The sequence below is a fragment of the Bradyrhizobium sp. SZCCHNS1050 genome (assembly GCF_032484785.1).
Taxonomy (GTDB): domain Bacteria; phylum Pseudomonadota; class Alphaproteobacteria; order Rhizobiales; family Xanthobacteraceae; genus Bradyrhizobium.
Window position 1 is genome coordinate 2585718 of the sequence record NZ_JAUETR010000001.1, and the last position, 21235, is coordinate 2606952.

Here is a 21235-nt window from a genome sequence, read left to right on the forward strand (position 1 = left end):
AAGACGCGCCTCTCTAAGGAATAGGGCAAGCTGCCGCCACGGCGGACGCGCGCGTTGTTGATCATGCGTTTCGAGGACAACGACGATTGACGTTCATCTTCTCGTCACCGGACTTCACCGAGCGCGCCCCTCGGTCGCCACGAGACAGGATCTGCGATCCACCGGTTGATTTCGGATTCATGCCAACCGCTGCCATTGGTGCTGATCTTGATCTGAACCGGGAATGTGCCCTCGGCGATCTTGCGGTAGATCGTGGACCGCGACAGCCCGGTCCTCGCGAGAACGGTTTTCAAACGGATGATGCGGTCCGCTTCGCGCATGGCCGGGCTGCCTCCTGCTGGCTGGTTCTGACGGCTGCTGAGAGAAGAGAGGCCACCGCCTGGCGGGCGTGCAATTGGGTTTTCGACTTGTCGGGGCGTGGCGCCCAAGCGGCGGCAGATAGGCCTAGTCAGCGTTCGAGGCCTCGGTCTTTTCCAAGGCCGATACCGTGGGCAAGGGCTAGCTCCTGGCCGAGCCGGCGGCCGGATTCGAACGCGATGCCGAGGTCGTTCTTGCGGCCGGCGAGGATGGATTCCAATTGCGGATCGCGTTCGAGGCTTTTGGCCATGTCGCCCATTGCCGAGCGCGCAGCCTTGTAGCCGGACATGTCGCCAGCTTGGTATAGGCGCTGACTGGTGTGGCCAAGCTTGTGCCAGCGCTCCACAAAGCGATCGGCGCGCCGGCTTGGATCGGTGCGAAGTTCGGTCTCGATCTGGAGCGCACGGATGGCGGGGCTGACCTGACCGGCCGCCGCCTTACGGGCGAGCTCCGGGTTGTTTCGGTAGGCGGCTTCGGCGTCATGCGAGCCATAAGGCCGCACCGCCTCGAAGGCATGGCGGGCCGTCTGTAGTTCTTTCACCTGCTCCGGACTTGCCTGCCTGCCTATCTTCCGCTCCGCGAAGATCGCATCCACGGCGCGGGCATGGCGCACGAGTGCCCGGGTCCGGACGCGACGTGCTTCCACCTCGGGATCTTGCGCCACGTTCCTTGCCGGCACTTCGGGTTCACGCCGGTCGGTTGCCGTACCACTCCTTTCCCTTTCCGGCGACCCGGGCTCGGGCCGTTGTCCGCCATATCGGTCGGACACCTCCCCAGGAACGCGAAGGCCGTCGAACATGTCGCGCAGCTTCTCCGGCATGACCTTGCGTACGATCTCGGCCACGCGCTCGCGAAACGTGATCCCACGCCGCTCGGCGTAGCTTTGGATCGGATCGGCACGGTCGTAGTCGGAAGCCATGTCCTTGGCGCGATCGCGCGACAGGGCGCGGACCAGCCGAACCTCATTGGCAAAGTCGTCACGGCCATAATGCAGGTCGACGCTGTCGCGATGCCGCGACAGGGAGACATAGCTGCTGTGGGCGTCCATGCCGGGCGTCGCCAGCACATGGACGCGGTCCACCGTCATGCCCTGCGCCTTGTGGATCGTCGCCGCATAGCCATGGTCGAGCCGATTGTAATCTTTGAGGTCGAAGCGCACGGATCGGCCATCGTCGGTCTGCACGGTCATGGATTTTGCGCTGACCTGCTCGACGGTCCCGAGTGTGCCGTTCTTGACGCCGAGCCCGCGCTCGTTCTGCAGGAACATGACCCGATCCCCGCCCGCAAAGTCTCTCGTGCCGCGCTCGACCGTCACCTCCACCTCGTCGCCGAGATTGCCCGCTGCCCGCATCCGCTCGCGCGCCGTCTCGTTCAGCGCATGGACCTCTTCGTTGGTATGGGTGAGGATGATCCGGCTCCGATCCGGCGAGGCCAGCCGGTCGCGGTCCCAACGCTCGATCAGATCCCCTCGAGCCTGCTCGCGGGTCTGGGCCTCGTGCACCAAGCCATGGGCGCGGTAAGCTCCGAGCGCATGATCCACCTTGCCGGTCGCTAGATCGCGCGTGGCACCGCGCTGCCAGTCCTCCCGCTGACGGCGCACTTCGCCGATCTCGGCGCCGCCGTGACGCTCATAAATCGACCGGAAGGCCGCTCCCGCTTCGATCGCCTGCAGCTGTTGCGGATCGCCGACGAGCACCACCTTTGCGCCAGCCTCGGCGGCATGGGACAGCACGCGCTCGAGCTGCCGCGTGCCGACCATCCCCGCCTCGTCGATGACAAGCACATTGCTCGATTTGAGCAGATCACGGCTCTGTCCCCAGCCGTGCTCCAGGCTGGCAATCGTGCGCGACGCAATGCCCGATCCGCTTTGAAGGTTTTCCGCGGCAATGCCGGACAGCGCCACGCCCCGGACCTCGAAGCCAGCCGCTTCCCACGCCTCCCGTGCCACCCCCAGCATCGCGCTCTTTCCCGTCCCGGCATGGCCGACCACGACGCTGAGATCGCGTCCACCCGTGACGTGCGCCAAGGCGTCAACCTGCTCGGATGACAGCACCAGGCCGCGCGCTTCCGCACGCGCCAAAGCCGCCCTGCGCTCCGCATCTCGCACCTCGAGGCGCTCCCCTCCCGCCAACAATTCAGCGGCACGGTGCAGGCGCTGTTCCGTCTCGATCATTCCGCGGGTTGTGAACCGATCCTCGCCGCGGGCGTCCTTACCGAGTTCGATCAGATCGGGCGTTCCCTGTATCGCGCCCATGACCGCATCGAACTGGTCGAGCCCGTCACTGTGCCGGTGCGCGAATTTTGCCAGGTCGCGGCGCGTGAAGGTCGATTGCTGCTGGGTGATCGCGTCCAGTCCAAGGGAGGGATCAGCGATGATCCGCGCGCCATTGTTGCGCGCGATCTCGCGGTGCATCTCGGCCCGGTCGGCCTCAGACTCGTCGCCCGCAATGCCTCGGATCTCAATCCGTTTGGCGGGCGCGCCGATCTGGCTTTGCGGCTCCAGCGCAATGCCCTGGGCTTCCAGGCTGCGATGGTCGATCCGCGCGTCGATGTCGAGCTGGGCCAGCCGCTCGTTGACAAGCTCGGCCCAGCGTCTGCGCCAGCGCTCGACCATCTCCGTACGGTTCCAGTCCCGTACCTTATTGCCAAAGCCGCTCTCGTCGACCCCGCGCATGGTCAGCATGACATGGGCATGCGGCTTGGGCATGCCGTCCTCGGCCATATCCCAGTGCACATTGAGATCGGCGATCATACCGAGACCCACGAACTCGCTCCGAACGAAATCGCGGGCTAGCTCGATGCCCTGCGCCTCACTCATCTCGCGCGGAAGCGCAAACTCCACCTCGCGGGCCAGCTGGGCATCTTTCCGGATTTCGTGCGCTTCGACGTCATTCCAAAGCCGCTCGCGGTCGCTCCATGCTTCCGGCACGTTCTCCGGCAGCATGACCTCGGAATGAACGACGCCGCGCTTGGCGGAGAAATCCTGATCGCGGCCGAGCCGCTCGTCACGCAGCCGCGAGCCGGAGCGGTAGGCCGCCGATGCTACCGCGCTGCTCCCGGCCTTTCGGCCAATGACCTTGACGTGAAGATGATAGATCGCCATCGCGACCAGATCATCTACACGGCGAAGCGCACGTCGGAACGACGTATAAGCGCGCCCTCCTCGAAAAAATCTCGGGAGGGACTACCCCGTCTCAGCTCGTCCTGATGACCTTACAGCATTCTGCGGTGTGCTCGCCTATTATTTCTCCATCGAGCTCATGGAGACGATGATGCGCAAGCCACGAGACTTTGATGCGGATCTGAAGGCACTCGAAGACAAAGCGCGCGGGCTGAAAACTCGAAAGGTGCGCCAGCTCGGCGAATTGGTCATCGCGACCGGAGCTGACACACTGACGGCTGAAGAACTGGCAGGCGCGCTGATCGTGCTGGCCGAGACGAAGGAGGCCGGGAAGAGGGAGGCATGGGCCAAGCGCGGCGCCGCGTTTTTTCAAGGACGGACGCGCTGAAATGCGCCAGCAACTGACCGCAACACGGACGGCGCTCCTGGGCAACCGGACGGCGCGCAACCGGCATCAAGCCGCAAAAGCGCGACATGACATGCGCGCGTGGCAGGTCGAACGCCGCAAGCGCACCCGGCACCTCATCGAACTCGGCGGCCTCGTGGTCAAAGCCGGCATCGTGGACCTGACCGGTGACGACCGTTCCACGATCTTGGGCGCGCTGCTTTGGATGGCTGACAAGCTTAAAAGCGGTGAGGGCGAACGGGCACGTGAGCTTTGGGCCGCGAAGGGAAAACAAGCGTTCGAAACGGACCCTGCAATGGAAACGCGCACAGTTCGTAGAATGCGCGACAATCGCACGTTGGCCGACTAACGCTTCCGCAGCAGCCCGCTTGGTGAATTGCACGATCCTAATATCAACTGCAAAGTTGGTTTGCCGCTTTACTGCAGCTCCCTTGCGACAGGAATTGAGAGCAAGGCAAACACAATTGCACCAAGCACAAGCGTGATCGCACCGACGAGAAGAAAAGCGGGTGGATACAGGCCGCTACCGCCCAGATTCAGGACGGCTCCTATCAGCGCGATGCCGAAAGCAAAGCCCACCTGACGCATTGTGACACACATGGCGGCAGCCGTCGCCGCTCGATCGGCTGGAACCGAGGAAACCGAGAAGGCCGTGATCTGAGCGTTGAACAGTGCGCACCCCGCTCCGCCCAGGAGCAGCATCGCGCCCACGGCCCACGTCGCTGCCGAGCTGGATAGATCCCTTGAAATGGCTCCCAGGAACAATGCCGCGACGCCAACCACCGTCAGTCCTCCGCCGAAGTAGAACCGTGCCGGCATACACTGCGACAAGCGCGCGCCCAGACTAGGCAGCAGGAGCATTGGTATGGTGAGCGCGGTTAGCAGCAATCCGGAGCGACTTGCATCGAGCCCCATCGGCCCGCGCATCATCTGCGGCAGATGGACGAGCAAGGACCAGTAACCGATCGAACTTGCAATAGCGGTGATACAAAGGGCAAGGAACGGAACCGACGCAAACAGTCCGAAATCAAAGGCCGGCCGCGGGTGCCTGCGCTCTACGACCCAGAACGCACAAGAAGCGAGCACGGTTGTAGCCAATGCTATCCCACGAAATCCGCCTGATGAGAGGAGCGCGTACGCTGAGGAACCGACGACTAGCGCTAGCAGGTTCGGCCCGAGCCAATCCATTGGCGGTTGAGAGCCGACACGTTCCGATTCCGCCAGCGGCGAGGCGAAGACCACGAGCGCCATACAGAGCGGAAGATTGATCCAGAAGATCCACGGCCAGCCAGCATAGGAGGCAATGATTGCTCCGAGCGGTGGTCCGACGACCATTGAGCCACCGATGACCGTACCCCAGATGCCGAAGGCCCAGGCGCGTCGCTTACCCGGATAAGCGGCCGCGAGTAGCGCCGCAGCCGCCGACGTGATCGCAGCGCCTGCGACGCCTTGCAGCACGCGCCACGCCAGCAGGCTCTCGAACGTGGTCGACGCCGCAGACAGTGCCGAGGAGAGAGCAAACAAGACGCCGCCGCCAATGAACACTCTTCGCCGCCCGTGTCGGTCTGCAAACGGACCGGCAACCGGAAGCGCGAAGATGAGAGCGAGGCTGTAGATGTCGATAATCCAGGCCTGGTCTTGCACCGGGACCCCTAAGCTGCTGGCGATGTCCGGTAGCGCTGCGGCCAGGCCCGTGAGATCGACCTGGAACAGGAATCCGCTGACACTCGCCGCAAGAAGCGCAAACCGCGGCAATCGTGAAGAAGAACCGTTATCCGCGATTGTCGGATCCTCAACCAGCGCAATTTCGAGATGTTCTGCCATCGCCTTAGGCTGGCGGAAAAACGGCTTGGCAGCGAATGAAGCATTCTCAAAATCTCATGAAACTGTATCATGTGGTTCTCATTGATCACTTCTTGCTCCGATGGTCCGTCGCCTTCCACCTTTTGCTCCATTGGTCGCGTTCGACGCCGTCGCGCGCCACCGCTCATTCACTCGCGCGGCTGAAGAACTTGGTGTGACCCAGAGCGCGGTCAGTCATCGAATTCGGCAGCTCGAGACATTTTACGGGACGACTCTGCTCCGCAGACTCAATCCCGGGGTCGAGCTGAGCGCCGAAGGAAGTTTGCTGCGAGCCGAACTTGCGATGTTGCTCGACACCATGGCCGGACTGGAGCCTCGTCTGCGCCGCCGCGCCAGCCGCCAAACCGTCAGATTGGGTTCAGGCCCGGCGTTCGCCGCGTGGTGGCTCGTCAGGCGACTTCCATCGTTTCAGTCGGAGCATCCCGACATCGATGTCGAGTTCGAGCCAATCCAAGCGGAGCAGGACGCGACGAGTTCAGTCGATCTTCGTATCGTCTGGACGTCGCTTGCCGAAGCACGGCCCAGTTCGACTCAAGCGCCATTGTTTCAGGAACGGGTGGTTCCGGTGTGCGCGCCACGTGTGCTGCCTGAAGGCAAGCCGCTGGCGAATCCGGCCGGTCTGATTGAGCTTCCGCTGATTCGCAAGGGGAGCGATCCCGCCGGTGAGTGGAGTTGGGAATTCTGGTTCAAGACACTTGGCGTGAACCAGGCCGTCTCCCGCGGGCCGGTTCTGCGTGATATCGGGCTTTGCCTCACCTCTGCCGTCGAAGGCGGCGGGGTCGCGCTTGGACGCTCGCTTCTGATCGCCGACGCAGTCGCCGATGGCCGCCTCGTACCGGCGTTGTTGGCGACGCCTCACGTGTCTTCGAGCAAAGTCCATGTGGCACGTTGGCGTCCAGAACTCACCGGTGATCGAGCTATCCGGACTTTAGTCAATTGGCTTTCTCGAGAAACATTGGTTACGGCAAACTGCCCCTCGGCTTGAACACGATGCGCAGAACGCAGACCTCTGAATTGCTCCGCAACTACGGTGTACCCAATCGAAATGGCGCACCACGGCCGATGAAGATGGGCACTACTGCTTCGCTATACCTCTATGATGCAGCGGCCGCCAAAGCGATCCGGCCGGATAACCAGCGACGGACTACGATCTTCCGCTACGCCTCATGGGCGACTGTCTTCCCGATTCCGCTGGTGGTCCGGTTACCCCTCGATAGCGGCCATTTCGATCAATCGCAGGATCGACGTGATGGGCCAATAGCCGACCACCAGTCACCGTCCCAGGCGCGATAGGAGCGCGGCCGCGTTCGGCTGCCTCGCAGCCCACGTAATATTATGTTCGCCGTCGACCTGCACAAAACCTGTACGTTCAGGCATGTCACTCCCATCAAGTGAGTTGAAAGTGCATGTTGCGCTTTCGCGAATGATGGCACCGATACGATCCTGAGCTTGGTAATCGATGAGCGCGATATACTGAACCGGCGAAGCTCGCTCGACTTGGGCAATGGCTTTCTTGGCTGCCTCGGACACTCGCCGTATCGGGTCTTTGAAGAACTCGTCGAACGTGATTGTCTTCCGAGACTCGTCTACGCTGATCCGCTCATAGGTGGACGGAGCAACCAACCGCTCCTTGATTGCTCTATCACATGTCTGCACAAATTGAGCGGTGAAGGGTGCGTAGCCGCGAAGGTACGCGTGGCCTAGAACGATCACACCGAAGCTCAGAAGCATTGCAATTGCGAGCTTTGTTCTCATCTTCCTGGTCGCTTGCCGACATTGCCCACGCCGCACTCAATACCGCTCTTGGACAAGGAAGCGGAAATCGAAGGAGAGCATCTTTTGTGCGGCCGTTACTAAAAACTAACGATGTCCGATTCGAAAAGCTGCCTTCTGATCGTCTGACGGCTCGCTTCCGGTTAAACCGCGAAAGCGGACATTCTCAATGCCGCTCTGGATCGTCCGTAGGGGGCCAGAACCGGAAGTGAACGCGACAAATGGGCTAACGCGAAGGGCTATTTGTCGCCATCAATACGGTGAGCAATGTAAAGATGCGTTTCATAATCGATGTCGAGGCCGCCTCCTTGATCGTCGATTGCTTTTGCAATTTCATCGAGCAGGTCTTCACGCGTCTCTGCCGCGAGTAACCGAACGTCCGACCGCGTGCTCAGAAACTCGGTGTAGCTGGACGCCGTGTGCTGCCATTTCCACAGATAGCACTTGTGTTCAACGGGCCCGAACAACTGCGACTGGTCAAACCAGTCCTTAAACGGGCCGTTCGGTAGGTACCAAGCTTCGGGCGGCGCCCCCCACGAGCCCGTGTGACGTAGCCAAATTTGCTTAAACCGTTCCAGTAAATGTGAGGGTAGTCCGACAGGCACGTGCCCGAAGACGGCCAGTGTTCCGTTAGTCGAAAGCAGTTGGGCGGCTTTTACGAACCGCACTTCCGGGGATACCCAGTGCCACGCCTGTGCCGCAAAGATTAGAGCGAACACTGAATTTCCAACCGGCCACGCCTCGAAAGTAGCCTCGGCTAGTTTCACGTTGGCAAAACTCGCCAAAGTCTCGCGCGCGTAGCGGATCATTTCCGATCCGGGATCAATGGCGACGATCTGCAAACCCCGCTTCGCAAAGCTTTTTGTTGCTTGACCCGTTCCACAGCCAATTTCAAGAACGGCATCGGTTGGCTCTAGGTTTGCAAATGACATGACATCGTCAATCAGAGCCTCAGGGTAATCGGGTCGTGAGGCCCTGTATACGTTCGCGACCTGATCGAATGTGAAACGCTGCTCCATCGTTTGCCCCCTTTTGGCGGTTAGGGAACATAACCTGAGCGGCGTCTGCCCGTCCAACAGCCCACTTCCGCTTCGGGTCAAAAAGCCGGCGGTCGGTGCCCGGCTCCCTTATTCCGGTCGAGGCCCGGAAGCCGACATCACCGGCGGGACCGAAGGTCCGGGACGGGCCAGCAGCGGAAGTAAACGCGACAAAAGCGAAGGGCTACTTGTCGCCGTCACCTCTTTGGCAGCGCGTCGATAGCCGCTGCATACGAATCAGCAGATTGCAGAAGCCTGATGGCCCGTGCCGCCGGTGCCTTATCGGAGTCATATTGATAGCGAATCCTGATCGCGCCGATCAGCGTTTTCTTAAACTCGGACAGCGGCAGCCTCGCTTCATTGGCCAGCACCGGAATCGCAAAAATCGAACGCAGCAACCATGGTCCGATGGCTCTGATGCCGCCGAACGGGCGAACACGAATAAAGTCTAGAACATCGAACGACCGGCCGTCGGCGTCTACTAAGTGCCATTCGCCAGCGCGGGCGCGTTGGGCCGTCTCCTCAAACATCGAGCGGGGATGTGCACAGAGTTCGAGTGGCGTCGCAGCCAGATAGATGTAGCCCTCTCGCCAACAAAGCACGGGATACGAGATGTCGGGCAGATCGGCCGTCGTTTGACTCACTGGTCGCCGCAAAGTGCCAAATTGCTTGTACTCCAGGAGGCCACGATGCCTCGGTACTCTCCCTCAACGTACCAGCATACGTTGACTGAAGCTTTGCAACCCCAAAATGACAGCGGTGCGAACGAAGGTCCGGTTTAGGTCGATTCCGTTGAAAAAGTCGGCAGTAGTTTCGTCGTGAACGCCATCTGTTTCGAGGACGAATTGGCGCGTTGTGGTTCACGCGGGCGTCAGCGCGGGCATCGGGATCAGCTTGGCCATCTTACGAAGGTTCTGAGCGGCTGCAGCGAGGGTGAACTCGTCGCGTGCGCCGTTCGGCCCTCTTAGTCGCAGCCGATCTAGCTTGAGGATGCGCTTGAGATGCGCGAACAGCATCTCAATCTTCTTGCGGAGCCGGCGTGAAGTGCGGCCTTCCCATGAGCTTGCGATCTCGCGTGCCATGTCGCGAGCGCCCTCGTAGATCGAGCGCGGCACTTTTCGAGCCGGGGTGTTGGGGCAACACCTGCTTCTTAGAGAGCATGCTTGACAATCGCGCTTGCTCGCACGGTAGAGGACCGTCGTGTCGTTGTTCACCAGCGTCCCTGTAGTGGTGAGGGGGTTGCCAGCGGGGCAGCGATAGACGTCCCTGGTATGGTCGTAGGTGAAGGCCTCACGCGAGAAGGTCCCGTCGGTGCGGGCCGACTTGTCGAAGACGGTCACGTGCGGCTCGATCCCGTGCTCGTAGACCAGCCACCCGAGCATCTCAGCGGAGCCATAGGCGCTGTCGCCGAGAAGCCGGCTTGGATAAAGATCGAACCTTTCGATTGAACGCTCAATCATGCGCTTGGCGGCCAATACTTCTGCCTGGCGGATCGCCGTGGTCGCTTCGACATCGACGATGATCGCATTCTCGACGTCGACCAGATAGTTCGTCGAGTAGGCGAAGAAGGCTTGGCCGCCGTGCGCTCCCGTCCAGCGCGCCGCCGGGTCGGAGGGCGATACAAACTTGGGCGTGACCTCCGTCGCGGCACCGAACGCGGCATCATCAAGAACGGCAAGATACTCGTCGATCGCTCGACCCGCAGCCTCCGGCGGAAGCCTCTTATCGCCTTCGATTCCCTTCTGCCGATTGGCATCCGCCTTGATCAGGCTCGCGTCGACTGCGAACCCTTCGCCGCCGATCAGGCGCTCCCGGATGCAGCGGCGCAAGACGGTCTCGAACACGCGACGGAAGAGATCGCTCTCACGGAAGCGGCCGTGCCTGTTCTTCGAGAACGTCGAGTGATCGGGGACGCCTCCATCTAGACCCAGCCGGCAAAACCAGCGGTATGCCAGATTGAGATGGACTTCATCGCAGAGGCGCCGTTCCGATCGGATGCCGAAGCAATAGCCGATCAAGAGCATCCTGATCATCAGCTCCGGATCGATCGAGGGCCGCCCGATGTTGCTGTAGAACGGCGCCAGCTCCCGCCGTAAGTCCTCAAGGTCGACGAACCTATCGATCGACCGCACGAGGTGGTCGGCTGGGATGTGCCTTTCCAGCGAGAACTCATAGAACAACGCAGCCTGTTCGACTTGCCGATGCCCCATCATGACCTTCAGTCCTGCCCACTAGACAGACTGAATCACCGATATCTCTGCGTCGCAACTGCTGACTTTTTCAACAGAATCGGCCACAAGCCGACCTGGGCCTTCAAAGGGAGCCGTGCAATCATCCAGATGATCCGGGCATCAGAGGGGAACGATGGCATGAGGATAGTGGCCCGCTTGGCGGCCTATTTTGCCGCGAGCGCAACGTCATCAGCGGTCTTCACCGTTTGGATGGCCTGTCGCGACTCCCGCGATCCGGCAGGAAAAGGGCTGAACCTCATTGAAGTTGGGAGCGAGACCTTGCAGGTTTGGCCCTATGTCTTTGCGTTGGCGCTTTTGCTGATGTTCTTGCCTTGGTGCTTGATCACGGGGATGTCGCGATGGTTGCCTTTTGGAGGACCAGTCTACAGCGCCAGCGGTTCGGCTCTCGCAGCGATCCTCGCTTGGGGTTGCTTGGGAGGCCTATTCCCCGCGCGCGGCCATCCAAGCTTCACGGAAGGCTTCGCGCTGGCCCTAGAGGCAAACGGACTCCCAGTTCTGATTTCTGGCGCGATCGGAGGCTTGATCTATTGGCTGGTCCGCGAACGCGCCGAACACCTCAAAAATACGATGCGATCCGTCGAGCATATTGAGGCTGATGCAAAGGTCCATTGAGTGCTATCAGTCCGCATCTGACCGGGATGTCTGCTCAGGGTCGATTCTGTTGAAAAAGTCAGCAGTTGCGACGCAGAGATATCGGTGATTCAGTCTGTCTAGTGGGCAGGACTGAAGGTCATGATGGGGCATCGGCAAGTCGAACAGGCTGCGTTGTTCTATGAGTTCTCGCTGGAAAGGCACATCCCAGCCGACCACCTCGTGCGGTCGATCGATAGGTTCGTCGACCTTGAGGACTTACGGCGGGAGCTGGCGCCGTTCTACAGCAACATCGGGCGGCCCTCGATCGATCCGGAGCTGATGATCAGGATGCTCTTGATCGGCTATTGCTTCGGCATCCGATCGGAACGGCGCCTCTGCGATGAAGTCCATCTCAATCTGGCATACCGCTGGTTTTGCCGGCTGGGTCTAGATGGAGGCGTCCCCGATCACTCGACGTTCTCGAAGAACAGGCACGGCCGCTTCCGTGAGAGCGATCTCTTCCGTCGCGTGTTCGAGACCGTCTTGCGCCGCTGCATCCGGGAGCGCCTGATCGGCGGCGAAGGGTTCGCAGTCGACGCGAGCCTGATCAAGGCGGATGCCAATCGGCAGAAGGGAATCGAAGGCGATAAGAGGCTTCCGCCGGAGGCTGCGGGTCGAGCGATCGACGAGTATCTTGCCGTTCTTGATGATGCCGCGTTCGGTGCCGCGACGGAGGTCACGCCCAAGTTTGTATCGCCCTCCGACCCGGCGGCGCGCTGGACGGGAGCGCACGGCGGCCAAGCCTTCTTCGCCTACTCGACGAACTATCTGGTCGACGTCGAGAATGCGATCATCGTCGATGTCGAAGCGACCACGGCGATCCGCCAGGCAGAAGTATTGGCCGCCAAGCGCATGATTGAGCGTTCAATCGAAAGGTTCGATCTTTATCCAAGCCGGCTTCTCGGCGACAGCGCCTATGGCTCCGCTGAGATGCTCGGGTGGCTGGTCTACGAGCACGGGATCGAGCCGCACGTGACCGTCTTCGACAAGTCGGCCCGCACCGACGGGACCTTCTCGCGTGAGGCCTTCACCTACGACCATACCAGGGACGTCTATCGCTGCCCCGCTGGCAACCCCCTCACCACTACAGGGACGCTGGTGAACAACGACACGACGGTCCTCTACCGTGCGAGCAAGCGCGATTGTCAAGCATGCTCTCTAAGAAGCAGGTGTTGCCCCAACACCCCGGCTCGAAAAGTGCCGCGCTCGATCTACGAGGGCGCTCGCGACATGGCACGCGAGATCGCAAGCTCATGGGAAGGCCGCACTTCACGCCGGCTCCGCAAGAAGATTGAGATGCTGTTCGCGCATCTCAAGCGCATCCTCAAGCTAGATCGGCTGCGACTAAGAGGGCCGAACGGCGCACGCGACGAGTTCACCCTCGCTGCAGCCGCTCAGAACCTTCGTAAGATGGCCAAGCTGATCCCGATGCCCGCGCTGACGCCCGCGTGAACCACAACGCGCCAATTCGTCCTCGAAACAGATGGCGTTCACGACGAAACTACTGCCGACTTTTTCAACGGAATCGGTCAAAAGCCACCTTCCGGTCGGCCAGTAACTTACGTCCGGTTGTATCCAGCAGTAGGCGTTCCAGGCGCCGGCCCGAAGGTCCCAGATGGGACAACATCAGACGTCGGGCGGGTTCGTATTAGCGGATCAAGCCTTCGCCCGCCGGATCGAAGTCGGTGGACGCTTGTATACCTCAGCAAACACACTGTTGAAACGCCGTAGGCTGCAGAATCCTGATCTAAGTGCGACCTCGGTCATCGGAAGCTTCGTCTCGTCCAAGAGACGCTTTGCTCGTTGAACACGCCCCGTTCGCGCGACTTGGGCGGGACTTGCGCCGACATATTTTTTGAATAGGCGTGATAGATGCCGCGGTCCGATGCCGAGACGTTCTGCGAGTGTTTCGATGTTCGCATCGTCTAGTGCACCACTGCTAATCAGACGTAGGGCGCGCTCAACTGTCGTCCGTGAGCCCTTCCAAGCTGGAGAGAACGGTGCCGTTTCGGGGCGGCATCTGAGGCATGGTCGAAATCCCTCCTGCTCAGCTGCAGCTGCCGAAAGATAAAACGTCACGTTTTCGGCCTTGGCGGGGCGCACCGGGCACACCGGCCTGCAATAGATCCTCGTGGTTCGGACGCCTGAGAAGAACAGGCCGTCATAGCTCTTGTCGCGACTCACTCGGGCACGTTCGCATACAACGGGATCAAGCCTCCCGATGTCCGTTAAAGCCGACGACGGAGTCCGATTCCGGCGAGCCACAACACGCTCCAATTGCTACGACGCCATCAACCTATCAGCATGAGTGAGCGAGACAATGGGTGACGAGCAGCATTTCGTTGGTTGGTCGGTGGCATGGGCTGCCTTTACCTTGGCGGTGCTCGCCTGGGGCATCGGCTTCTATGGTCCTTCGGTCTTTCTTCCGACTCTGCACTCCTCGCGCGGATGGTCCATCTCGGAAATCTCGGCTGCCATTACCTTTCATTTCGTGCTGAGTGCGCTCCTGGTCGCGTATTTGCCCGACATTCATCGCAGAATTGGGATTGCCGGGACGACACTGGGCGGTGCTCTTCTGATGGCCATCGGGTTGATCGGATGGTCCAGATCGTGGGAGCCGTGGCAACTCTTCTTAGCGGCCATTCCGAGTGCGGGAGGTTGGGCCGCTACAAGTGGTGCTGCCCTAAACGCCATTGTCGCCAGATGGTTCGAGCGCGATCGCCCGAAGGCGATGAGTCTGGCGTTCAATGGCGCAAGTGTCGGGGGGGTTCTGTTCGTGCCTTTGTGGCTCTTCTTGATCGATTGGCTCGGCTTTCAAACCGCGGCGCTGGCCGTGTCCATTGTTGCCCTCGGCGTTATGGGTTGGATTTCTATTCGATACTTCAGGCTGTCCCCCACCAGCCTTGGTCTCTCTCCCGATGGCAACGGAGTGCCTACGGTTGTCGCGAAACCGACAACGAGACTATCTCGCTCTAGCATTATTCGTATGCCGGGATTCCTTACGCTTTCGGCGGCGTTTGCGCTTGGCTTGTTTGCGCAGATCGGCCTTCTGTCACACTTGGTCTCCCGCCTCACTCCCGATGTTGGTGCGACAACTGCGGGCCTGCTTCTCAGCCTAGCGACGGCATGTGCAGTAATCGGACGGACTCTGACGGGATGGTGGATCGGAGATCACGACCGGCGGATCGCCGCAGCCATTAACTTCGCGGTTCAGACCGTAGGAGTTCTGCTGCTCATCTTCGGCAACGGATGGATCGTACTGACATTTGGCTGCGTCATCTTCGGATTTGGCATCGGGAATCTTACGACTTTGCCGCCATTGATCGCGCAGAAGGAGTTCGATCGTAAGGATGTGGTGGCGGTGGTTGCGCTGATCGTTGCCATCAATCAGGCAGTATTTGCGTTCGCGCCAGCCATTGTTGGTGCTCTCCGCGATGCGACTTCGGGTTATGGAACGGCGTTCGGGATTGTCGCTTGCATCCAGCTTTTGGCTGCGATGGTTGTGCTCCTTGGGCGTAAGGCCGTGGTCCCGCCGGCGAGGTCAGCTTAGGGTCATTCGCGTCGGCATTGCCATGTCCGCCTCCTGGTCCGCTATCGACAATACCCAACCTTACCGACCGAGTAGGTGTGGATCTCGACCGATTAGGACTGCCGTCCGTTATCGGCCTGACCGTCCGTCAGCTGACGCGACAGCGGCGGCCATGCAGAATGAGCGCTCTCGACCACACAGGAGGCGCGCAATGGAGTTCTTCTGCGGGCTGGATGTCGGCATGGATCGAACCACGATTTGCGTGGTCGACGACAAGGGCGAAGTGCTGCTGGAGGTCGCGGTGATGACCGACCCGAATGCGGTCAGGGGAGCACTGGCGCCATATCTCGGCCGCTTAAGGCGGGTCGGCCACGAGGCCGGGGCGCTGTTGCCGTGGCTGCATCCCGAGTTGCTCAAGCTTCGCCTGCCGGCGATCTGCCTGGAGACCCAGCATGTGCGGGCGGCGCTGAAGGCGCAGCGCAACAAGAGCCCGCGCTGGCGCAGAGCAGGCTGAGGGTGCGCTGGATCGGGCTGGGCCGAGCATCACACCCCAGGCAATCAAAACCTCGCCAGCCAGGCCCGCAAACGCATGAGGACTGACTCGAAGAGCTACCGGCGCGACTACCTCCGCGCGCTCGCCCAACGCGTCGAAGTGGACGCGAAAGAGCTTCGCATCATGGGATCGAAAGCGCGCTCCTGCGCACGCTGGTCGGTGCCTCGGGCGCAAAGACGGCCCAGTTTGGTACCGAAGTGGCGCACGCGACACGATTCGAACGTCTGGCCTTCGCCTTCGGAGCGCACCCGGCATCGGTGTTCAATCCGCCACACGCACGCGCAGCGACAAATCTGCGCGGCGGTCGGGATCGTTCGGCCGTGGCCGCGAAAAATGTTGGCCTTTTCGTTGGCTTTCGTTGAAATCGCACAAAAATACATAAGCTAAGTCAGTAGGATGCGCCTATAGCGAGGCGCCCTCTTGCGGCACCAGCCTCTCCTTCCGTCCCCGTCTCTCCTTTCCTGACGCGCCCGCTCGCCGCGCTCCATTTGCCGGTTAAGAATTGCTTAACCCAAATCGCGCCATCGTTCGGCGCGAGCGGCGGGATGAATGCCCGCACTGGCGGCTGGCGGCGATCCGGACGAGCGCGTCCGTCGCGTTCGAATCCCGCAGGTGCCGGTTGCGCTCGGGCGTACGCCAGCGGCCAAGCCGGTGGCGATCAGTATCCAGAGGTCATGGTGGGACGTCTCTCGCAAGGGCATGGCGCCTGTGCACGTGACGATTCGACCGGCACTGGCGATGCACCGGCTGCCGGCAGCGGCGCCGGACCAACGGCCGAAGACGCAACGCGAGACAAAGGCGAACCCGCGACATGAGCACGACTGCCCTCGACAGCCACACCCAGTTTCAATCCATCGTCGGCCAGATCCGGACGCTCGCCTACAAATACATCGAGGACAAGGACTTCGTCAGCGCCCAGCTCGCGTTCCAGAAGCTGCTCGAGCTCGACCCCAAGGACATCAACGCGCGCTTCATCTATGCGCAGCTGATCGACGACGGCTCACACAAGAAGCGCGCCGAAGCGCGCGACATGATGCTGGCGATCCTCGACGAGAACCCTGAGATCTTTGAGCAGGCCACCGAAGGCAATCTGCACCTGATCCGCAGCGCCGCCGTGCGCTGCAGCCATGTCGGCCCGTTCACGCGCTCGATGGAGCTGTTCCGCAAGCTCGCGGCAGCCTCCAACCAGGCCGCCGACTATTTCTCGCTCAGCGAGATCCTGACCCAGGGCAACGAATTCGAGGAAGCGGTCGCGGCGCTGGAAAAGGCGATCAAGCTCAACCCGGCCTATGACAACCCGATCAACCGCGAGACGCTGGAGCTCGCGCGGTCGAACGCCAAGAAGGGCAAGGCCAAGGAAGCCAAGGGCCGCGCCAAGGTCGGACGCTATCCGGAGACCAAGGACTTCCTCGGCGACCTGCAGACGCTGATCACCAGCCACATCGCGGTGAACCTCGCCGCCGCGCCGAAATTCCTCGACAAGAGCACCCGCTTCTTCACCATGGGCTCGTGCTTCGCGCGCAACCTCTCCAAGAGCCTCACCGACAGCGGCTATGCCAGCCACCACATGGAGATCTCGGAGTACATCAACACGACCTTCGCCAACCGCGTGTTCGTCGACTGGCTGCGCGACGCCCAGATCGATCCCGAGATCCGCGAGCGCATCGTCGAGTTGCTGCCGCCGGGATCGAGCAAGGAGAATACGCTCGCCGTCATCAAGCAGGCCGACGTCTTCATCCTGACGCTCGGCGTCGCCGCGGCGTTCTTCGACCGCGAGACCGGCGCCTTCGTGCTGCCGCGGCCGACCGCGCTGAACTCGCGGGCGCTGGCCGAGAAGTACAAGTTCCGCACCGCCAGCGTGCAGGAGAACGTCGACAACGTGCTCTATCTGATCGAGTTCATCCGCAGCATCCGGCCTGGCATCAAGGTGATCGTCACCGTGTCGCCGGTGCCGCTGCTCACCTCGTTCGAATATGAATCGGTGGTGCAGGCCGACTGCCTGTCGAAGAGCACGATGCGGCTGGTCGCGCATGAGGTCGTCAACAATTCGAACCTCGAGGACATCTGGTACTGGCCGTCGTTCGAGGTGTTCCGCTGGGCCGGCTCCAACGCCTCCAGCTTCTTCGCCGCCGATGACGGCGCCGCCTGGCACGTCTCGGAGGACAAGGTGTCCGCGACGGTGCGCGCCTTCGTGCAGACCTTCTCGCCGGCCTGAGCGCGCGAACGGCTGCCTCAGGGCAGCCGCTTCTTCCAGAGGCGGATGACCAGGATGCCGGCCTGGGCGTAGCCCGGCGGCGAACTTTCAGTGCCGAACGGCGTCTTCGAATACAGCGAGCTCGAAACCAGGAAGCCGCCGACATACGGCTCAGGCAGGCCCGACAGCGCCAGGAAGCAGCGGTGCGTGAGCAGGCCGTCCTCCGGCAGATTGCCACGCACCAGCCGGCAATCGCCGATGCCGGTGAATGCGATGCCGTTGAGCTGGCCCTCGGTGTAGGTGCCGAGCAGGGTCGGATCCATCGCCTGGCCGACGCAGACCCGCATCTCGCCGATGCTCTTGTCGCCGGTCTCGGTCATGCGGCCGTCAGCCGGCCGGACCCCGACGGAGTGGATCGAGAGCTGATCCTCCAGCGCCGGCGCGAAGCCGGTCTTGGTCGGCGCGCAGAAATCCGACGGCACGACGCGGCCCTGGCGCACGCTCCGCGCAATGTAGATCTCTTCGACGTTGTCGTCGCCGGACTGCGCCCGGCCCGGCCCGCTGGCGGCCAGCAGCGTCACGGCCGCCAAGAACACTGCAACGATCACCCGGCGCATGCGCGCATCCTTCCCCCGAATCGATCGGTCTCCCTATCGGATTCGGCGAAGCTTCTGAACAGCACCAACGAACAGTACACGTACATACGATCATACCTCAACCCCGGATCTCACCGGCAGCATGGAACACCGCGCCTTGACGGTAATTTGGTAGCAACAGTCGGGTGTGCCGGATCGTGTCGCCCACCGCCCACGTGCTGCCGCCGGTGGATTTCCGGATGGGCTCGTCCAGAACTCCCCTCGTCCTGAGCGGACGTCCCCGCGGCGCCGGAAAGGTTTCGAGAAAGATGGCGCACCGATCCGCAGTGCCGTGTGCCGGCATCCGGCTTCATTCGCGCTTGCCATGCGGAGCGTGACGGGGGTCACATCGGACGGTCGCGCCGGCGCCTAAACCTTCCCGCAGCCAACAAAGGGGAGCTTACTCGATGCGCAAGATGATCCTGATCGGAGCCATGGTGCTCGCATCCGCCACAGTCGCGCAGGCCGAGGGCACACGCAGCCTGTCGCTGTCGTCGAACGACGCCGCCGCGCGGGCGCCGCGTCCGACCTACGTCCAGCAAGCCGGCGAGGTCACCGTCACCCCGGCGCCGGTGCCGGCCGTCGCGGCCGAGGTCCAGCCCGCTGCGCAACCGGTTGCGCCAGCGGCCCCGGCCGCCGCACCGCCGCCGCCGCAGCCCACCGCCGCTGCGGCGCCGGCACCGCAGCCGGGCTCTGTGCAGCAATCATCGCGGCGGTCGAAATCGGCGCGCTCCGACCGGACGCGCCGCAAGAGCTGGACCGAAGCCCGCATCGTCCGCGAGCTGCATCGCCACGGCATCTATTGGTGAGCATCCGCCAATCGGCGACAAACGAAGAAGGCCGGGCGAATGCCCGGCCTTTCGCGCGAGGAGACCCTGCAGCGAGGCATCACTGCGAGATGGTCTGGATCACGCTCGAGATCGGCCGCGCATTGGTCATTGTCGTCGGCAGCTTCGGATCCTGGCCGATCATCGCGTCATATTCCGGCAGCGTGTCGAGCGTGCCCTTCGGCTTCATCGCGACCACCTTGTAGCCGCCGGCCTTGAGCCGCCGCAGCAGGGTCGGCAGCGCCAGCGCAGTGTTCTTCTGGAAGTCGTGCATCAGGATGATGCCCTTGCCCTTCTTGTCGAGCCCGGTCATCACGGTGTTGACGACCTGGTCGGCATCCTTGGAGCGGAAGTCGAAGCTGTCGACGTCGCAGGAGAACATCGCGACATTGCGGCTGCCGAGATAGGCCACGGCAGAGGACCGGTGCTGCAGTTGCGGGAAGCGGAAGAACGGCGCCGGGTTGGTGCCGAGCGCGAACTTGACAGCGCTGAAACCCTTCTCGAGCTCCTCCTTCGCCGTCTCGTCGGTCATCTTCTTGCCGTTCAGATTGGCGTGCGACCAGGTATGAACGCCGACGACGTGACCGGCGGCCAGCACCTGGCGCAGGATCTCCGGATGATAGGTCGCATGCTTGCCGATGGTGAAGAAGATGCCGGTGGTGCATTCGTCGGCCAGCGCCTTCAGCACCGCCGGCGTGTTGACCGGCCACGGGCCGTCGTCGAAGGTCAGCACCACCTCGTGGTCGGCGAGGAAGTCGAACTGCTTGAAATGGTCGAGGCCGAAACCGGGGCCGCCGGTGGTGTCGACCATGACGGTGCGGGAGATGCCGAGCGCGTCCGGATTGGCGCAGGTCGATTTGGGCTGCACGGGCGCCGGCGCGCTTGCCGCCATACGCGTGGAGACGGTACCGGTCGTCTCGACATCGTCCTTCGAGCTGGCCTTGGCGGCGACGCGCGCCGGAGGCGGCGCCGGCTCGGACGGCTTCGCCGCTGCGCTCTGCGCGGCGGCCTTGGCGGCGCTGGGCTTCGATACGTAGTACCAGACACCGGTGATCGCCAACGCCGCGACGACGGTGGCCAGCAGCAAGCCTAACGCATTACGCATGGTTACTCTTCCCGAAAACGCGAGACACTCGATGGCGGACGCAACGCTGTCCGCCTCCTTCAATTAGCTTCCATTAGTGCCAACGATTCCTTAACGCGGTGCCAACACGACCAGGATCGGACAAGATTTCCAGGATGATGCCCGCACCGAAGCGGCCGTTCACCGGAGCGACATGGCGCCGCGGCCATCGGCCTGCCGAAACTGCCGGCCAGGGTTGAGCCGCCGGATCTGGCGTGACCCGCATCACGGTTGCCAACAGGGCATCCCGCCATGATGGACGCATTGAAACACGCGGCCCCGCCAACATGCGGCGCCAATGGGAGCCAGCCATGACGAAGTCCTTCAATCTCCTGCGCAAGGCCGCTCTGGCGGCCGCCAGCGTCGCAGCCGTCTCGACCTTCTCCTCGACGGCAAGCTTCGCCTTCAGCGCCGAGGCGCAGCAGATGTGCACCGGCGACGCGTTCCGCCTGTGCAGCAGCGAGATCCCGAACATCCCGGCGATCACCGCCTGCATGATCAAGAACCGCTCGTCGCTCAGCTCCGGCTGCCGCGTCGTGCTCGACCGCGAGATGTCCAAGCGCAGCGGCAAGGTCGCGGATGCCAACGAGGCCAATTGAGAGCGCTTCCGGCTCCCGCCTGCGCACCCCGGCTGCGACCGAGGCGCTTGCGACGGCCGGTTGCGACCACTAAAAGCGCCGCCAAACGTTCAGTCCCGGGAGCGAGGCGCCAGTCATGAACAAACTCTCTCTGATTATCCCTCTGGTCCTGTTGGCGTCGACGGCCTCAGCCCAGCAGCAGCCCGGCCAGGATGCCTGCGCGCGCGACGTCTCGCGGTATTGCCGCGCGGTGATGAACAACGGCGATCAGGCGGTGCTGGCCTGTCTCAAGGAGCATCGGGCCAAGCTGTCGAAGGCTTGCGAGAAGGTGCTGACCGAGCACGGGCAGTAAGC

Annotated in this window: 19 protein-coding genes and 2 pseudogenes; 11 read left to right on the forward strand and 10 right to left on the reverse strand. The window is 62.2% G+C overall.

Going from position 1 to position 21235, the window contains the following annotated elements:
• Positions 1-104: 104 nt before the first annotated feature.
• On the reverse strand, positions 105-320 hold the full coding sequence (locus QX094_RS11745) for an AlpA family transcriptional regulator (protein ID WP_315715837.1): 216 nt from the start codon (positions 318-320) through the stop codon (positions 105-107).
• Positions 321-448: 128 nt separating this feature from the next.
• Positions 449-3460: a Ti-type conjugative transfer relaxase TraA gene (gene traA / locus QX094_RS11750; protein ID WP_316187939.1), complete on the reverse strand. Its 3012-nt coding sequence runs from the start codon at positions 3458-3460 to the stop codon at positions 449-451.
• A gap of 169 nt (positions 3461-3629) precedes the next feature.
• Between traA and QX094_RS11755 the strand changes: the two are divergent.
• Together QX094_RS11755 and QX094_RS11760 are read left to right on the forward strand one after the other, a co-directional pair.
• Positions 3630-3956: pseudogene (locus QX094_RS11755) on the forward strand (conjugal transfer protein TraD).
• A gap of 1 nt (position 3957) precedes the next feature.
• Entirely contained in the window at positions 3958-4233 is a 276-nt protein-coding gene (locus QX094_RS11760) for a conjugal transfer protein TraD (RefSeq protein WP_315715835.1), read from the forward strand.
• Positions 4234-4301: 68 nt separating this feature from the next.
• Here QX094_RS11760 and QX094_RS11765 read toward each other — a convergent pair whose 3' ends face one another.
• Entirely contained in the window at positions 4302-5708 is a 1407-nt protein-coding gene (locus QX094_RS11765; protein WP_315715834.1) for an MFS transporter, read from the reverse strand.
• Positions 5709-5808: 100 nt separating this feature from the next.
• On the opposite strand from QX094_RS11765, the gene QX094_RS11770 reads away from it, so the two are divergent.
• Positions 5809-6732, forward strand: coding sequence for a LysR substrate-binding domain-containing protein (locus QX094_RS11770; protein WP_315715833.1), 924 nt, complete (start codon positions 5809-5811; stop codon positions 6730-6732).
• 287 nt (positions 6733-7019) lie between these two features.
• Here the strand turns inward: QX094_RS11770 and QX094_RS11775 are convergent, their stop codons facing one another.
• The 4 genes from QX094_RS11775 to QX094_RS11790 form a co-directional block, all read right to left on the reverse strand.
• On the reverse strand, positions 7020-7502 hold the full coding sequence (locus QX094_RS11775; protein WP_315715832.1) for a hypothetical protein: 483 nt from the start codon (positions 7500-7502) through the stop codon (positions 7020-7022).
• 257 nt (positions 7503-7759) lie between these two features.
• Complete coding sequence (locus tag QX094_RS11780; protein WP_315715831.1) at positions 7760-8539, reverse strand: class I SAM-dependent methyltransferase; 780 nt, start codon at positions 8537-8539, stop codon at positions 7760-7762.
• Between the two features lie 215 nt (positions 8540-8754).
• The gene (locus tag QX094_RS11785; RefSeq protein WP_315715830.1) at positions 8755-9201 is read right to left on the reverse strand and encodes a hypothetical protein; all 447 of its coding nucleotides are present in this window, start codon (positions 9199-9201) and stop codon (positions 8755-8757) included.
• Between the two features lie 216 nt (positions 9202-9417).
• Positions 9418-10770: an IS1182 family transposase gene (locus QX094_RS11790; RefSeq protein ID WP_316167505.1), complete on the reverse strand. Its 1353-nt coding sequence runs from the start codon at positions 10768-10770 to the stop codon at positions 9418-9420.
• 174 nt (positions 10771-10944) lie between these two features.
• Here QX094_RS11790 and QX094_RS11795 point away from each other — a divergent pair, with 174 nt between their 5' ends.
• On the forward strand, positions 10945-11421 hold the full coding sequence (locus QX094_RS11795; RefSeq protein WP_315723447.1) for a hypothetical protein: 477 nt from the start codon (positions 10945-10947) through the stop codon (positions 11419-11421).
• A 120-nt stretch (positions 11422-11541) separates the two neighbouring features.
• Positions 11542-12894: an IS1182 family transposase gene (locus QX094_RS11800; RefSeq protein ID WP_316167505.1), complete on the forward strand. Its 1353-nt coding sequence runs from the start codon at positions 11542-11544 to the stop codon at positions 12892-12894.
• Between the two features lie 204 nt (positions 12895-13098).
• Here the strand turns inward: QX094_RS11800 and QX094_RS11805 are convergent, their stop codons facing one another.
• Complete coding sequence (locus QX094_RS11805; protein WP_315718667.1) at positions 13099-13707, reverse strand: bifunctional transcriptional activator/DNA repair enzyme AdaA; 609 nt, start codon at positions 13705-13707, stop codon at positions 13099-13101.
• 55 nt (positions 13708-13762) lie between these two features.
• Here QX094_RS11805 and QX094_RS11810 point away from each other — a divergent pair, with 55 nt between their 5' ends.
• The 3 genes and pseudogenes from QX094_RS11810 to QX094_RS11820 all read left to right on the forward strand — a co-directional run bounded on the left by QX094_RS11810 (position 13763) and on the right by QX094_RS11820 (position 17739).
• Entirely contained in the window at positions 13763-14992 is a 1230-nt protein-coding gene (locus QX094_RS11810; protein ID WP_315718668.1) for an MFS transporter, read from the forward strand.
• A gap of 190 nt (positions 14993-15182) precedes the next feature.
• Positions 15183-15467 (forward strand): annotated as a pseudogene (locus QX094_RS11815) (IS110 family transposase); the annotation flags it as partial.
• A gap of 868 nt (positions 15468-16335) precedes the next feature.
• Positions 16336-17739 carry a GSCFA domain-containing protein gene (locus QX094_RS11820; RefSeq protein ID WP_315716721.1) on the forward strand — a complete coding sequence of 468 codons (1404 nt, stop codon included), beginning with the start codon at positions 16336-16338 and terminating at the stop codon, positions 17737-17739.
• A 17-nt stretch (positions 17740-17756) separates the two neighbouring features.
• Here the strand turns inward: QX094_RS11820 and QX094_RS11825 are convergent, their stop codons facing one another.
• The gene (locus tag QX094_RS11825; RefSeq protein ID WP_315716722.1) at positions 17757-18335 is read right to left on the reverse strand and encodes a hypothetical protein; all 579 of its coding nucleotides are present in this window, start codon (positions 18333-18335) and stop codon (positions 17757-17759) included.
• Positions 18336-18760: 425 nt separating this feature from the next.
• Here QX094_RS11825 and QX094_RS11830 point away from each other — a divergent pair, with 425 nt between their 5' ends.
• Complete coding sequence (locus QX094_RS11830) at positions 18761-19162, forward strand: hypothetical protein (RefSeq protein WP_315716723.1); 402 nt, start codon at positions 18761-18763, stop codon at positions 19160-19162.
• Between the two features lie 79 nt (positions 19163-19241).
• On the opposite strand, the gene QX094_RS11835 is transcribed toward QX094_RS11830, so the two are convergent.
• Positions 19242-20285 (reverse strand): polysaccharide deacetylase family protein, encoded by a 1044-nt coding sequence (locus QX094_RS11835; protein ID WP_315716724.1) that lies wholly within the window; start codon positions 20283-20285, stop codon positions 19242-19244.
• Between the two features lie 329 nt (positions 20286-20614).
• Here QX094_RS11835 and QX094_RS11840 point away from each other — a divergent pair, with 329 nt between their 5' ends.
• The gene (locus QX094_RS11840; RefSeq protein ID WP_316169979.1) at positions 20615-20902 is read left to right on the forward strand and encodes a hypothetical protein; all 288 of its coding nucleotides are present in this window, start codon (positions 20615-20617) and stop codon (positions 20900-20902) included.
• A 115-nt stretch (positions 20903-21017) separates the two neighbouring features.
• Positions 21018-21233 (forward strand): hypothetical protein, encoded by a 216-nt coding sequence (locus tag QX094_RS11845; protein WP_316173429.1) that lies wholly within the window; start codon positions 21018-21020, stop codon positions 21231-21233.
• Positions 21234-21235 lie beyond the last annotated feature (2 nt).

Bases quoted from the DNA above. Each gene is read 5' to 3' on its own strand.
- QX094_RS11745 (WP_315715837.1), bottom strand. From the start codon at position 320: ATGCGCGAAGCGGACCGCATCATCCGTTTGAAAACCGTTCTCGCGAGG.
- traA (WP_316187939.1), bottom strand. From the start codon at position 3,460: ATGGCGATCTATCATCTTCACGTCAAGGTCATTGGCCGAAAGGCCGGG.
- QX094_RS11760 (WP_315715835.1), top strand. From the start codon at position 3,958: ATGCGCGCGTGGCAGGTCGAACGCCGCAAGCGCACCCGGCACCTCATC.
- QX094_RS11765 (WP_315715834.1), bottom strand. From the start codon at position 5,708: ATGGCAGAACATCTCGAAATTGCGCTGGTTGAGGATCCGACAATCGCG.
- QX094_RS11770 (WP_315715833.1), top strand. From the start codon at position 5,809: ATGGTCCGTCGCCTTCCACCTTTTGCTCCATTGGTCGCGTTCGACGCC.
- QX094_RS11775 (WP_315715832.1), bottom strand. From the start codon at position 7,502: ATGAGAACAAAGCTCGCAATTGCAATGCTTCTGAGCTTCGGTGTGATC.
- QX094_RS11780 (WP_315715831.1), bottom strand. From the start codon at position 8,539: ATGGAGCAGCGTTTCACATTCGATCAGGTCGCGAACGTATACAGGGCC.
- QX094_RS11790 (WP_316167505.1), bottom strand. From the start codon at position 10,770: ATGATGGGGCATCGGCAAGTCGAACAGGCTGCGTTGTTCTATGAGTTC.
- QX094_RS11800 (WP_316167505.1), top strand. From the start codon at position 11,542: ATGATGGGGCATCGGCAAGTCGAACAGGCTGCGTTGTTCTATGAGTTC.
- QX094_RS11810 (WP_315718668.1), top strand. From the start codon at position 13,763: ATGGGTGACGAGCAGCATTTCGTTGGTTGGTCGGTGGCATGGGCTGCC.
- QX094_RS11820 (WP_315716721.1), top strand. From the start codon at position 16,336: ATGAGCACGACTGCCCTCGACAGCCACACCCAGTTTCAATCCATCGTC.
- QX094_RS11825 (WP_315716722.1), bottom strand. From the start codon at position 18,335: ATGCGCCGGGTGATCGTTGCAGTGTTCTTGGCGGCCGTGACGCTGCTG.
- QX094_RS11830 (WP_315716723.1), top strand. From the start codon at position 18,761: ATGCGCAAGATGATCCTGATCGGAGCCATGGTGCTCGCATCCGCCACA.
- QX094_RS11835 (WP_315716724.1), bottom strand. From the start codon at position 20,285: ATGCGTAATGCGTTAGGCTTGCTGCTGGCCACCGTCGTCGCGGCGTTG.
- QX094_RS11840 (WP_316169979.1), top strand. From the start codon at position 20,615: ATGACGAAGTCCTTCAATCTCCTGCGCAAGGCCGCTCTGGCGGCCGCC.
- QX094_RS11845 (WP_316173429.1), top strand. From the start codon at position 21,018: ATGAACAAACTCTCTCTGATTATCCCTCTGGTCCTGTTGGCGTCGACG.